The organism is Desulfobacterales bacterium (genome assembly GCA_029211065.1).
In the GTDB taxonomy this organism is placed as follows: Bacteria; Desulfobacterota; Desulfobacteria; order Desulfobacterales; family JARGFK01; genus JARGFK01.
Map to the genome: position 1 here is coordinate 46,614 of JARGFK010000003.1, position 14,137 is coordinate 60,750.

The following is a 14,137-nucleotide window of genomic DNA, read 5'->3' on the forward strand; positions in this document are numbered from 1 at the left end:
AAATGGGACTGCCCCGGAGCTGAATAGGAACAGAACGGTTCATACAAGCCAACGTAAAAAGGAGACCCCATGAAATTCAGCGCCAGTAAAAAAGAAACCGTCATCATCGACCCCGGCGAGGGGAAAAAACGACGGGCCATACCGAGTGAAATCAGAAAAGACCCTTTAACCGGTAGAAGTTCACGGATTTGTCACTTCATGAAACTGCAGTGGCAAAAACCGGATTTTGAGGCCCTGGTGGCAGGGACCGAAAAGACGTGCCCGTTCTGTCCGGACAAGGTCATGAAAATAACGCCAAGCTTTCCTCCGGAAATTCTTCCGGAAGGCCGTCTGGTTTCTGAAGACATGATCCTTTTTCCGAATATCGCGCCTTATGACAGCCTGGGTGCGGTGGCAACCTTCAGCAGCCGCCATTTCATTCCCATGACGGAAATAGAACCAGAGCGCATTGCCAAAGCCTTCGGACTGGCCATGCAGTTTTTCCGGACCGTGCACCAGGCCGGCCATCCCGAATCGGTCTATCATTTAATTAACTGGAACTATATGCCGGCCTCGGGCAGTTCCCTGATTCATCCGCACCTCCAGGTGTTCGCCACCTCGTTTGCGCCGAATCTGATGCGTGAGGAGCTGACGGCGGCAAAAGCCTATCTGAAAACCAATGGGAGCAACTACTGGGACGATCTTGTTGAATTTGAAAAAAAAGAAGAGAAGCGATACCTGGGGAAGATCGGGCGGACAACTTGGTTCGGCGCCTATGCCCCCATGGGGGTTGCCGGCGACATCCTGGCGGTGACAGAGGGCGTGCGGTCTACGCTGGAGCTTACAGATGGGGATCTTGCAGATATTGCCGCGGGATTAACCCGGGCAATGGCGGCCTATGACAACATGGGAATTTACAGTTTTAATATGAATTTTTTTACCGGTGCGCCAGGGGATCATCATGCCCGCTTTCATCTGCTCTTTTCGCCGCGCACCTTTTTTAACCAGGCTCTGGGCACGCCGGACGTCGGCGCCCTGCGAAACCTCTACAACGAGACCCTTTGCATGGCGTTTCCGGAAGAGATTACCACGATGCTGAAACCCTATTTTATTCCGGGGTAGCATACCGGTTCCTGTTGTCCAGATCAAAAGTCAACCGGCTGTGCAGCGGATAATAGCACTAAAAATTCAAATCCCAAAAGCCAAATTACAATTAAATTCCAATATTCAATGACCCAAACCTCCCTGCAAGAATGTTTGGGTTTTTGAATTTTGGTCATTGGGATTTATTTGATAGTTGAGATTTGATGATCTTGTAAAAAGCCGAAAATGCGCCTCTTTCGTCATTCCCACGAAGGCGGGAATCCAATAATTTCAGACGGTTCTGGATGCCGGATCAAGTCCGGCGTGACAATTGGAGTACTTTTTACGAGTTCATCAGATTGGATGTTTGGATTTTGTCTGGCAAATGAAATTCTATCCGAGCAAATGCTTTAGTTGTCGGATACTTATTTACACTCAACAACGAACAACTCAACACGGCGATCCAGCGCGTCGCTGTCATCGTCCGTGCCGGTTCCAACGATATTTTCGCTGAATCCCTTGCCGACGATTTCGGAGCGTTGAAACACTTCAGGAAAATATTTTTGTAAAAGGGCCTGAACGCTTTTTGCCCGTTCCAGGGAAAGTTTGTCGTTATATTCTTCAGATCCCGTGCGGCTGGAATGGCCGACAATTTTCAGGCAAGTGTTCGTTTGATGAAAATATTTTCCGATATTGCGGATCCAGGTTTGATATCTGTCTGCCAGGGTTTTATCCTTCAGGAATTCAACGGAATTGACGCCGAACAAATACTTGACGGTAAAACTGCGATATTTTTCAGCGCTGATGGCAACCAGTCTGCTAAACGCCTTTTCCGCTTCTTCCAAACGGCCCAATTTATAATTCGCAAGGTATAAACCGGCATAGGTGTCCATACGCTGGCCGTCTTTTCGTCCGGCCGCCATCCGGAATAATGATTCAGCCCCTTCGTAATTGCCGTTTTCATAGGCCATGCGTCCTTCTATTAGGATGGCCGTCGTTTCAAGTGAGGTATCGATAAAATTTTCATCCCGGAGGATTTGCGGGGTTTTATCAGGTGTGGGCAAACGGCTTCCCTTTAAATAGAGAGGACTGTCGCGATATATGGGTGTCGGCACTACGTTGATGTCAAGATCAGCGATCCAGCGGCTTGATTTTCCGATAATTTTTTTGTCCTTTAATCGCGTGACCTCGCCGTGAGCGCGATAATATTTTTGGACTTTTTCGTCATGTTTACCCGGGTAAAGATCCATCCGGAGAGTTCCGCTTATAATGTAATCGATCTGGCTGATGTTTTTGGAGGTGAGCCGGGCCAACTCGAAACCTTTAAATTTTTGCGAGCCTTCGGTGATAAAGATGGTTTCGATCTGCCGGCTGACTTGCGGCACCTCATCGGTGTCAGCATCGGCAAAGGGTATGAGCATGACATGGATTTTGTCTTTACCAGTTGAATCCGGCCGGTCTGCCTTGATCCGGGCCAGCAGATCACCTGCCAGAGCCGAAATCGCTTCTTCGAAGGGAGCAGGCGGCTCAATCGGCTGCGGCGGTTTTGAGAAGATGGCGCATGATGTCAGCACAGACCATCCCAATGCAATGATGACACATCCCACCAATGAATTCATGCGGCGCATGTCAATTTTACCTCCTTAATCAGGATGCCGGTGCTGATTGAGAGTGAATAAAGCAGATATTTCAATTTCAAAAAAATGAGCTAAAAAGAAGCAATTTTCGAAAGGCATTCATGTGTCTTGACGGAATATCATTACCAAAGGCGACCGCGGTTGTCAATCCACGCACGGAAGCGCCGGGGTGCAATGTTGATATTTGCCGGGCTCTGGGTTATAAGGAACATATGAATAGAACTTAATCATAATCCCATTTGATGCCTGACCGTCCTGCTAAAGACGGGATTTCAGGGAAAATAGCGAAACGACCGACAAGATATACATTCATGCAAAGCGAATTTGAATCAATCGTTGACAACATCGGCAAGGTGGTTTTGGGAAAAGAGCCCCAGATTCGATTGGCGCTTACCTGTTTGTTTTCAGGCGGGCACCTGCTGATCGAAGACCGCCCGGGGATTGGAAAAACGATGTTGGCCAAAGTGTTGTCCAGATGCCTGAATCTCAAATTCAGGCGCATCCAGTGCACCAACGACATGCTGCCCGGCGACATTTTAGGGATTTCCGTGTTCGACCGCAACAGCAGCGCTTTTATTTTTCATCCGGGACCGATATTTACCCAGGTGTTGCTTGCCGATGAAATCAACCGGGCGACGCCGAAAACCCAGAGCGCTCTTCTGGAAGCCATGGAAGAGCGGCAGGTGACCATTGACGGAAAGACCCGTCCGTTGGAAGATCCCTTCTTTGTGATCGCCACCCAAAATCCCCTTGAGCAATCGGGAACCTTTCCGCTGCCGGAGTCCCAACTCGATCGGTTTCTGATGCGAATTGACCTGGGGTATCCGGACCGCAAAGCAGAAAAAAGACTGCTGCAACATGGAGAGACGAAAGATATCCTTGCCAATATGACGCCCTGTTTGCAATCCGCGGGCGTCTCTGAAATCCAGGAAAAAATAAAACAGGTTCACCATTCCGATGCCCTGCTGGAGTATGTTCAGAACGTATTGGACTTTACGCGGACATCGCCCCATTTTCATATGGGGCTTTCGCCCCGGGCCGGACTTGCCGTTTTAAGGGCGGCCGCAACATGGGCGTTTCTGGACGGCCGGGACCATACCCTGCCGGAAGATGTGCAGCATATCCTGCCCTGGGTTGCCGGGCACCGGTTGCGTTCCAGTGAAGACCTCATGGAATATCCACGGGGCCGGCTGATTTCTCTGATAAAAAGCGTACCCATACCCTGATGCAAGCATATACCATCCGCGGAAAAGGAATTCGATTCCGCCCCACCGGCTATGGCGTTCTTTTTGGCGTCGTGGTGGCCGCCATGACGCTGGGTTCGGTGAATTACAACAATAACCTGGGGCTGCTGCTGGCCTTTTTGCTGGGCGCCATGGCCATGGCCTCTTTACTCTATACCTACAAAAATATCACGGGCCTTCAAATTCTATCAATGGCCGCCCGGCCGGTATTTGCCGGAGAAACCGCTGTGTATGAATTGCAGGTTTGTGCCGAAGCGCTCCCCAACCGGTCGATCTTGTTTTCATTTAAGCAATCCGAGGAAACCTGTCAGGATATGATTACCCGTTTGCCCCGGCGCTTGTCCCTCCGCATTCCGGCAGATCAACGGGGCTGGCATAACCCCGGAGCCTTGCGGGTTGAAACCCGATACCCGTTCGGCCTTTTCCGGTCGATCATGGATATATCGCTCAATATCCATTGCCTGGTGTATCCCAAACCTATTTCAGATTCTTTCAGCACGGCTCAGAATTACGCTTTATCCGGAAGCGAAGGGGGGAAGGAGCTTTCGGGGATGGATGATTTCAAGGGACTGCAACCCTACCTGCCCGGAGAGCCGGTGGAGCATATTTATTGGAAAGCCTTTTCAAGAGGGCAGGGACTCCAGATTAAACAATTTGTCGAACCTGCCGGCACGGTGATTGTTTTTGACTGGAATTCAATCAAAAGCGCCGATGTTGAGCATAAACTCTCCCGGTTGTGTGATGCCGTACTGAAAGCCCATCGGTTCAACCTGTTTTACGGGCTTAACCTGCCGGGAAAATCGATTCCACCCGATGTCGGCAACACCCATCGCCGGAACTGTCTCAAAGCGCTGGCGCTGTTCCAAACATCCGTTAGCCCGGATATTTCATGAAAATGCCCGATAAAGATATCCCCGCCATTCTTGCGGCACTCGTTATTGCTGTTATTCCTTACTGGGTGAGGCTCCCGATCTGGATCACCCTCTGGTGCCTGTTTTTCTGGGGATATGCCTTCCAGACAACCTGTCGCAACCGGCAGATGCCGAAACCGTGGTTGCGACAGACGCTGATTCCGTTGGGCCTGTTGGGGGTTTTATTTTCTTATGACTGGGCGCTGGCCGGGGACACCTTTGTCGGTATGCTTGCCATCATGGTATCCTTAAAACCATTGGAAATAAGGACCTATCGAGACAAAATGATAACGGTCTTTCTGTCTTATGCCGTCATCCTGACCCATCTGCTGTTTGACAATTCATTTTTTACCGCACTCCATATGCTGGTGAGTGTTTGCATTACCACGGCGGTCCTTATCCACATCAACCACACCATCGCCGGGGTGTCGGCCAATCTGAAGCTTTCCGCCCGGATCATGATCCAGGCTTTTCCCCTGACCATCGCCCTGTTCATTCTGTTCCCCCGGATTCAGGGGCACTTTTGGGGCGTTTTCAATCCGGCAGCGGAAAGGACAGGATTTTCCGAGCGGTTGTCTCCGGGAGATATCAGCAGCCTTGCCCAAGACAATGCGATAGCGTTCCGGGTTGATTTTCATGGCGACATCCCGGCACCGGACCACCTGTATTGGCGCGGTATTGTATTTTGGTACTTCACGGGTCAGAGCTGGGAGCGGGGGAACAGGGCGCCCACTCGCCAAGCGTACTTTCCAGGGACTGAAACCGTACAATACACGATTTCCCTGGAACCGCACCATAAACGCTGGTGGTTTGCACTGGATCTGCCGGAATTTGCACCGCGGCAGGTCCGCCTGCTCGATGATTTTACACTGACCTCGTGGCGGCGCGTAACAGTGCGAACGGTCTACACCCTCCGCTCCCATAGGACGTACCATACCGGACCGTTGCGATATTGGGAGGCGGCCGCGCTGGAGCTTCCGCCCCAGGGAAATCCGAGGGCCAGAGCGCTGGCGCAAGACTGGCGGCGTCAGAACCGAGAACCCGAAGCAATCGTTGCAAACGCCCTGTCATTTTTAAAGGAAAATGGATTCAGCTACACCCTCAGACCGACCCCGCTGGAAGGCGACAGCATCGATGATTTTCTATTTCGGACCCGAAACGGATACTGTGAACACTTCGCATCTGCTTTCGCTTTTCTGATGCGGGCAGCCCAAATACCCGCAAGGATTGTCGGCGGATATCTCGGCGGCGAGCGGAATCCATTCGGCAATTATCTGATCGTTCGTCAGTCGGACGCCCATGCCTGGGTGGAAGTCTGGCTGCCGAAAACCGGGTGGACCCGGATTGATCCGACATCCGTGATAGCTCCTGCAAGGGTTCAGCAGGGTTCAGCCGCCGCCCTCCCGCCGGCCGAAAGACCGATTTACCTGTCTTCGCAGTATCTGGCTGCGCTGTATCGCTACTGGAAGCCCGTTCAATTCGCCTGGGACCGGGCGAATATCGGCTGGAACCTCCTGGTTATCGGGTATTCCCGCAGCCAGCAGCGGGAACTGCTTACGAGCGGGGATTTAATGGGCGCGCCGATCAAGAGAATATTGATCGGGCTCTTGATCCTTTCAGCCGCGATTGCCATGGGGGTATGGGTGTTTTTCCGGGGTTTAAGAAAATCCGGACCGCTCCAAACCGATAGGGTGCAGCGGGCCTATGAGGTATTCTGTCAAAAGCTTGCCCGGACAATCCGCCCCAGGCGACCGGCCCAGGGACCCATCGATTATGCCCGGCAGGTCGCCGGCCAAAGAGCGGATCTGGCGGAACGCGTAGCTGAAATCACCGGGCTTTATGTGCGGCTCAGATACGGGCGCGGCGGAAATGAACGGGATGAAAAACGGTTGCAGACGCTAGTCAAAGGATTTAAGCCCGATAAAATATATCGGACCAATCACCCGAATTAAGGTTGTTTGCTCGACTGTCGAATGAAAGACTTGGTTTTTAGTGACTGTAAAGGCGAATAGAATCTTGTTATTAGGAATTGTTTGTGGATATATTGAGATGATATGGCTATATTAGAGGGGGTGTACAACGGTTCTGTTGTAAAACAAATTTGTTGGATGTACACAGGCAGCAACAACCGATCATTCAGAAGCAAAGTACCCGACGCCTAGGATTTGCATTGAAGCCGGGAGAACACAGGTAAGAAATGGCACGCTTTAAACTCATTATTGAATATGACGGATCACCCTATCACGGCTGGCAGTTTCAGAAGAACAAGCCCACGGTGATGGGGGTTCTCATGAATGCCTGCAAATCGACCCTCGGGGTCGGCGCGTTTGAATTATACGGTGCCGGTCGCACCGATGCCGGTGTTCATGCCATGGCCCAGGTCGCCCACCTGGATGTTCAAACCCGCCTTCAGCCCGATGTCCTTTGCATGCGCCTCAACGACGCCCTGCCGGCTACCGTCAACATCCTTTCCGCTGCAACGGCGGATTCAAAGTTTCATGCCCGCTACGATGCCACGGCGCGCAGCTATGTATATCATGTTGCCACCCGCCGAACGGCGTTTGCAAAAAAATATGCCTACTGGGTCAAGGACACCCTCGATATAGCGGCAATGGAGCGGGTCTGCCATCTGTTTGAAGGGATGCATGATTTTAAATCGTTCGGCAACATCCTTGACGAAAAGCAGTCAACCCGTGTGCATGTTTATCATGTGGCGGTTCAGAAAAAAGGTGCTTCCCTCCTCATCCATATTGTGGGCTCTCATTTTTTGTGGAAAATGGTGCGGCGCGTGGTGGGCGTCCTGATTGCGAGCGGGCGGGGCGCCATGGGCGCTAAAGATATCCGGCGTTTTCTTAAGGCAAATGACCCTGAACCGGCCAAGCACACCGTGCCGCCGGCCGGTTTGTTTCTTGAGCGGGTATATTATGGAGAGCTGCCCCCGGATTTCAGTCCGGTCCTGCCGATGGTGATTCCCGAATGGCGAGATTCCTAATCGATCTTTAAACCGGATTCCAGCAGAATGGGCCGCAGATAGGAAAGACTTTTCCGTCCGGCTTCCTCGGGGATATCCACATAGGGGTATAGCTCCAGGCTGATGTCGCCCTGGTAGCCCAGCCGGGCCATGGTTTTAAAAACGTCCGGAAACGCGATGGCGCCCTGGCCGGCGATGAGGTGGTTGTGGCTGCGGTCGGGCGCGATATCTTCAACATGTACATGGCCGACCCACTGGAAAAGCGTTTCAAACGCCCGGCCGGGATCTTCACCGGCGCAGAAAAAATGGCCGATATCAAAATTGATCCCCACCGCCGCAGATTGAACGTCTTTAATGAAGTCCAGGAATTCACGGGTATTTTCCAAAAGCAGGCGCGGTTCCGGTTCCACCAGGATTTTCACGTCCAGCGATTCCGCCAGGGGAACAACTTTTTCAAGGCCCCGGTAAAACCGGGCCATGGCGATTTTTCTGGATATGCCGTCCAGGGGGCCGCCGGGGGGAACGGATATGTTTTTACAGTTCAGATAGTCCGCAATTTTCAAACAGGCGCGGGTGTGTCGGATGCGGGTTTTGCGGCGTTCTTTTTCAGGTTCGATCCATGACGGCAGATAGGTGTCGCCCACGGCAAAGAGGGTAAAGCTGTTGAGATTGGTTACCGTGAGGCTGTTATCGTCCAGGACCCCTTTGAGACGGGCAAGATCAGCTTCGTTAAAATCCGGTGGATAGAGGTGGGGCCTGTCCGCCATGATTTCAACCGCCCTGAAGTCCAGCCCGGCGATTTTTTGTATTGCTTCGGGGAGTGAGAACTTTACAAAGGCATTGGTACTGTATCCGAATCGCATGCTATTTTCCTTATTGGAGCCGTAATTTTTCTATGAACGGGCCAGGTAATCCGCCTGCAGTCAGCGGTTATTTATTAATGGCGGAATCGCCAAGGAGCCGCTGATCGCAGGCCTGCCGTAAGCGGTCTAAACCCATCATCTGATCCTGGAAAGTGACCGGACCATTCTCGCCGACCGGTTTTTTAAAATAAAAACCCAAGTCCGGGACAGGGCCGGCAAACCCGGCCAGCTTTAATGCGGCCATCCAGCGCGCCAGATCCAGCACCAGCGGGGCTGCCAGAACAGAGTCCCGACCCAGCAGGTTCAGCCGCAGGCTCATGGGCAGCCCGAAGATGCCGGAAAAGTCGATGACATCCCAGGCCTCCTTGGCATCGCCCCGGGGGGGATAGTAATCGATATGTACCTTGTGGGAAGACCCGCCGTATTTTGCGCCCACCGGATATCCCAGGATTTCTTCCAGCACTTCAGTTTTATTGGCCATTTTGCCGGATGCCCGCTCCGGGTCCATCAGGTTTCTGCCGTCTTCGTTTCCCAGGATGTTCAGGCTGTACCATCCGTCAACAACCAGTTTGCGGGCCTTGAGGGCGGAGGCCAGGACCACCTTCAGATACGTCTGACCGGTCTTTCCGTCCCGGCCGGATATCGGTACGCCTCTTTTTTCGGCCTCATCCAGAATCACGGGAACTTCCAGATCATTGGGGGTAAAGTTGACCACCGGGACATCGCAACGGATTGCGGCCAGCAGGTAGGCAATGTCCGGGCACATGACCGGGTCTGCCTTGGCCAGCAGGCGTTCCAAACTGACATGGCGGTAAAGATCCGTCTGGAATCCGGCCGGGAGCAGGTTGATGAAAACCGGCAGTGCGTGCGGAAAGTTATTTTTATACCTCTGGATGTCGGCTTGCAGAAGTTCGACCTGTTCTGCAAGTCCCAGATCGGAGGAAGGGGCCGGCTGCAGCGGAATCTCTTCGATCATGGTTTGAGAAAGCTTCCAAAGGTGTTCGGGTATAATCCCCTGGGATGTAATGGACTGGAGCAGGGTTCCGGGCTGTTTATCCCATCCGGCGAAGTGGACGGCCTGGGGCGGGCCTATGTAGGGGAACAGGTCGGCCGTCATCAAACCGGGCAGCACCGATTCAGGCTGTTGCTGCAAGGCAGCGACAGCGACGGCCAGGGTGGAGGCAACCGCCCCTTTGGCGCCGGCAACCAGCAGCAGGAGTGATCGCGACGTCTCGTCATTCCGTTTTGTCATCTCTGCAACCTTTCGAGAAGCTGCAGTCGTCTGGATCGCTGTCCAGCGCGCCTGCAGTGAAATGTATGTCCAAAAATCGTCTGACTATAGAGAAATGACTTCTGTGTGTCAAGTTCGGCAAAGCCGGGGGGCGATTTCAACCAGAAGCTATCTCAAACACTATTTTTGAGCTGGCTTCTAAATGCAGGCTAAAAATTATGACGATGGATCGAATCAATCATCAACAACCATTCACAGGCAAGTCTTTTGCGATTATTGGGTTCGGGACGGTCACTGACCTGTAAGATGCTTGAACAGGGCGATGGATTTTTTTCCGTTCCACGGTCGGGAACCCAGTGCCATTCCCAGAATTTTTCCGTTTTTATCAATGATCAGGGTTGTGGGAAGGGCCCGTATGGCCATTTTTGTGGTGATTTTTCCGTTCGGATCTAAAAGTCCGATAAACGTCAGTTTATACGAATCAAAAAATTTTTTAACGCGTTCGGCCGGCTCTTTCAGATTTATGGTGACCATGGCAAAGCTTTTGCTTTTAAACCGCGTGTGTAATTTTTCCATCGACGGCATTTCAGTGCGACAATCCGGACACCAGGTGGCCCAAAAATTAAGAAACACCACTTTCCCCCTGAATTCAGAAAGCTGAATTTCTTTGCCTATAAAATCATTTAAAATGATATCATCCGTGGACTCCGGAAAGGGGTATTGCTGAAATCCCATGTCACGCAGCAACTTGTCTGTTTTGCCGGATGGCGTTCCTGAAGCAAAAGGCCCATCAATTTCGGGCGAAAGCAGATGAAGGGCACTCCCGATCATTACTGTCAAAACCAAGAGCGGCAGGAGTCTATATAAAACAAAATTTTTCATGGTTGCGATGATGTTTTTTTTAAAAAAATATTTTAATCAGAGTCGATTCATCGGAATTAAGTTGTTATATAATAAATTTTATACGGATTTGCAATTTCCCTATATAATATCAGTTTAAACATGCAAATTGCCTATCCGGGTCGGGGGCGGGCGTCAAAACGTTCCGGAGTCGGTCTCCCTCAACCAGACGGCCGTCCGTCATAGTGAGTATCCGCCGGGCGTATTGTGCGCACGAGTGGCTGTGGGTAACCATAATAATCGTCATGCCGCCGCGGTTGAGCTTTAAAAGCAGCGCCATGATTTCACCAGAGGTTTTCGTATCCAGGTTTCCGGTGGGTTCATCCGCCAGCAGGATCGGTGGTTCGTTTACAATCGCCCGGGCAATGGCCACCCGTTCCTTTTCTCCGCCGGATATCTGATTCGGCAGGCGATTCGCCTTATTGGACAGTCCCACACACGCCAAGGCTTCTTGCGCCATCTCTTTTTTCTGTTTTCCTTTGGTATTGACGATGGCCAGGGGCAGCATGACATTTTCGATGACCGTCAGATAGGAAACCAGATAAAAACTCTGAAATACAAACCCCAGAAATTCTCTGCGGAAGTCGGCTTGCTGCTCCTGCTTGAGGCTGTAAACATTGATGTCATCGACATGCAAACTTCCTGAAGTCGGTGCATTCATGGCGCCCATTATGGAAAGCAGGGTCGACTTGCCGGATCCGGACTCGCCCATCACCCCGACAAATTCGCCTGTTCTTATTTCAAAGCTCACGCCTCGCAGGGCCGGCACGACCGCGTCGCCGCTGCCGTATAATTTTACCAGATTTTCTGCTACAATATAACTCATAAGCGCCTCCTAAAGTGCCCGTAAGGCATCATTCGGGTCCATGCGTGCGGCCATCATGGCCGGGTAAATACTGGATGCCAGACCTACGAACAAAGCCAGGCAAAAGGCACCGACGGCCAACTCCAGATTTAACGGGATGGAAACGGAATGGCTTTCGGTAAAAAATCGGAACACGGACTTTGTTGCTCCCAATCCTAAAAAATAGCCGACAAAACCGGATAGTCCCGACACGATGACGGCTTCAATCAACACAATTCGGGCAACATGGCTTTTGCGAAATCCAATGGCCCGGAAAATACCGATCTCTTCGGTCCGCTCCCGGACGCTTCCCATCATGGTAACCAGAACAACCAGGCTCCCAACCAGCAGCACCACAACGGAGACGCCGTATGAAAACTTTTGGAAATGCTGGATGGCCTCCATACGACTTTTGACGACCTGCTGGATGGCCATTACTTTGGCTTCAGGAAGTATTTCGGAAAGCTGTCTGACCATATCTTCAATGGGACAGTCTTTGCACAGGGCGGCGACTTCCGCCATGGAAACCCGACCTTTTTTTCCCAGGAGCGACTGGGCTGTTGCGAGGCGTGTAAATATCAGCTGGTCATCCTGGGAACCGGTGGGCTCCAGTACACCCGAGACCTGAAGGCCCCGCTCTTTTACCGTAAAAACGTCGCCTGAATGGAGATTCATGACACGGGCTGCTTCGGCGCCCAGCAAGACACCGTTTTCAGTCGGCAGGGACCCGTTGACCTTCCACCAGGGTTTTAATATTTTTGCCGCTTCAAAATCGACACCCGCCAGCAAAACCCGATGGTTTGGGACTTGGACGACCCCCAACACCAGGGGACCCATGGCCGCCACGTTGGCGGCATTTTTTATGGTGCTCACTTTTGCCAGTTGGTCCTCATGGATTTCTTCCATTTCAAAGGAAACGCCGCCGAGGGAAAGTCCCCCGTAGGACAGGGTGAGGTTTTCCGTTCGCGGGACGATTAAAATATTTGCGCCGTACTTTTCCAGCTTATGGTTGATATCATCTGTCATGGCATCCACCAGGCTGATGACCGTAACGACCGTAGCCACCGCGATCATCAAACCGGCCAGAATAAAAGCGGCTTTACCCTTACGCCGCATCAGGTTTCGATACGCAATCTCTTTAAGTGTCATGGCTAAATCCTTCCGGAAAAGTTAAAATATGGACTGCCTTCAAGAATATCGTTGATACGGATGACGACATTGTCACCCTGGATGTTTCTTGTTAACGGTGAGGGATTGCACCCTCCCTTTACTTCGTTGACTTTAATTGATGCGAATCTCTGGCCGCAATTTCGGCAGACCATGTTGTCGCCGACCTGAAAGTAGCCCTTGCCGGCGCGCCAGCAGACATCACAGGCATCAAAGGCAGCCCGGATGACACCGTCCGAACTTTTCAATATGAAATATTTGATCGTTACACCGGGTCCTTTATATTCGTAGTGACGGGCATTGCCGTCCTCGAACAGCGCTACCGGATATGCAAACTCAGTTGCAGCTGAATTGGCGGAAACTTGCGCCTGAACCACAGGGGTATCACTATTTCCGGCATTCATGCGATGGATCACAAAGTAAATACCACCGGCCACCAAAACGACACAGGTTAAAAGAACAGCCAAAGGGCGATGACGTTTTTTTTCTGTTCCCAGGACGGCCGCTTTTTTGGATGCCATCTTGTCATTGTCGGGAGTGCTTCTGGAAACTTCAGCTTGCTGACCGGATGCTATTGCTTTTGTAGACTTCTTCTTTTTTCTGGACATGAGCGGGTCCTCCTTATTGAGATTGTATTATTAATAAGTTTTTCTAAAAAAGGTTCAGCTATAGCCTGAACCTTTATTTTGACTCATTGGACAGGTCTGAAGGCATGACGAAACAGACTGTCTTTTATTAAGACCTGTTAACGAATATTTGTTTATATACGCTGATTTTTAGAAACAACGACGCTGGGAACGGTTGTGAGCCGTTTTGCGTGGGAATCAACAGATTATGGAAAGGTTCTGGAGGTAAATCGGTACGGAGCGGGCTTTTGCTTCCACAAGGGAACTTTGATAAAGCACCTTGCCGGGGTGATGTTGACGTTGTAAGTTGGTATCGGCATCGATAATAGTGATAGATCGAAAGTTGTCAAGGCGACAGGCTGAAACACAGAAAGCCGTCAACTCCTGCGATTGGCGACGCTCCAATTCACAGGGCGCCTGCTGATGCCGGGCGCAGCAGTCCGATGCCAAAGCCATGGGTTTTGATTGATGATGTCCCGTCGGCACGGCCATCTTCTGGCATGTATTTTCATTACAGCTTTGTTTGGCCGCTGCTCCGCTTGCAAAGAAACTGATTGCCAGAAAAGGGACCAAGAATAAACATATTAGTTTTCGTATTCGCATACACATACAATCCGGATCGTATTGGTACCACAATGTTCAATTTAAAGCATGTTTCTGTTTTTGTCAATTCAAAAAACG

12 protein-coding genes are annotated in these 14,137 nt (G+C 51.3%); 5 read left to right on the top strand and 7 right to left on the bottom strand.

Annotation, left to right across the window (positions count from 1 at the left end; genetic code table 11):
- Nucleotides 1-69 precede the first annotated feature (69 nt).
- A complete protein-coding gene (locus P1P89_01505; GenBank protein MDF1590162.1) occupies nucleotides 70-1,101 on the top strand; it encodes a hypothetical protein in 1,032 nt (343 codons plus the stop codon).
- A gap of 386 nt (nucleotides 1,102-1,487) precedes the next feature.
- Here P1P89_01505 and P1P89_01510 read toward each other — a convergent pair whose 3' ends face one another.
- Entirely contained in the window at nucleotides 1,488-2,690 is a 1,203-nt protein-coding gene (locus P1P89_01510; GenBank protein MDF1590163.1) for an OmpA family protein, read from the bottom strand.
- A 320-nt stretch (nucleotides 2,691-3,010) separates the two neighbouring features.
- Here P1P89_01510 and P1P89_01515 point away from each other — a divergent pair, with 320 nt between their 5' ends.
- The 4 genes from P1P89_01515 to truA all read left to right on the top strand — a co-directional run bounded on the left by P1P89_01515 (nucleotide 3,011) and on the right by truA (nucleotide 7,846).
- On the top strand, nucleotides 3,011-3,925 hold the full coding sequence (locus P1P89_01515) for a MoxR family ATPase (protein ID MDF1590164.1): 915 nt from the start codon (nucleotides 3,011-3,013) through the stop codon (nucleotides 3,923-3,925).
- Entirely contained in the window at nucleotides 3,925-4,836 is a 912-nt protein-coding gene (locus tag P1P89_01520) for a DUF58 domain-containing protein (protein ID MDF1590165.1), read from the top strand. The genes P1P89_01515 and P1P89_01520 overlap by 1 nt, the downstream gene beginning before the upstream one ends.
- Nucleotides 4,833-6,806 carry a DUF3488 and DUF4129 domain-containing transglutaminase family protein gene (locus P1P89_01525; protein ID MDF1590166.1) on the top strand — a complete coding sequence of 658 codons (1,974 nt, stop codon included), beginning with the start codon at nucleotides 4,833-4,835 and terminating at the stop codon, nucleotides 6,804-6,806. The genes P1P89_01520 and P1P89_01525 overlap by 4 nt, the downstream gene beginning before the upstream one ends.
- A 245-nt stretch (nucleotides 6,807-7,051) precedes the next feature.
- The gene (truA, locus tag P1P89_01530) at nucleotides 7,052-7,846 is read left to right on the top strand and encodes a tRNA pseudouridine(38-40) synthase TruA (protein MDF1590167.1); all 795 of its coding nucleotides are present in this window, start codon (nucleotides 7,052-7,054) and stop codon (nucleotides 7,844-7,846) included.
- Here the strand turns inward: truA and P1P89_01535 are convergent.
- From P1P89_01535 to P1P89_01560, 6 genes are all read right to left on the bottom strand, one after another.
- Entirely contained in the window at nucleotides 7,843-8,688 is an 846-nt protein-coding gene (locus tag P1P89_01535) for a sugar phosphate isomerase/epimerase (protein MDF1590168.1), read from the bottom strand. The two genes, truA and P1P89_01535, sit on opposite strands and share 4 nt — an antisense overlap.
- A gap of 67 nt (nucleotides 8,689-8,755) precedes the next feature.
- Complete coding sequence (locus P1P89_01540; protein MDF1590169.1) at nucleotides 8,756-9,940, bottom strand: inositol-3-phosphate synthase; 1,185 nt, start codon at nucleotides 9,938-9,940, stop codon at nucleotides 8,756-8,758.
- Nucleotides 9,941-10,210: 270 nt separating this feature from the next.
- Nucleotides 10,211-10,750, bottom strand: coding sequence for a TlpA disulfide reductase family protein (locus P1P89_01545; GenBank protein MDF1590170.1), 540 nt, complete (start codon nucleotides 10,748-10,750; stop codon nucleotides 10,211-10,213).
- A 160-nt stretch (nucleotides 10,751-10,910) separates the two neighbouring features.
- Nucleotides 10,911-11,645 carry an ABC transporter ATP-binding protein gene (locus P1P89_01550; protein MDF1590171.1) on the bottom strand — a complete coding sequence of 245 codons (735 nt, stop codon included), beginning with the start codon at nucleotides 11,643-11,645 and terminating at the stop codon, nucleotides 10,911-10,913.
- A 9-nt stretch (nucleotides 11,646-11,654) separates the two neighbouring features.
- Entirely contained in the window at nucleotides 11,655-12,812 is a 1,158-nt protein-coding gene (locus P1P89_01555) for an ABC transporter permease (GenBank protein MDF1590172.1), read from the bottom strand.
- A gap of 2 nt (nucleotides 12,813-12,814) precedes the next feature.
- Nucleotides 12,815-13,438: a DUF2318 domain-containing protein gene (locus P1P89_01560; GenBank protein MDF1590173.1), complete on the bottom strand. Its 624-nt coding sequence runs from the start codon at nucleotides 13,436-13,438 to the stop codon at nucleotides 12,815-12,817.
- Nucleotides 13,439-14,137: the final 699 nt, after the last annotated feature.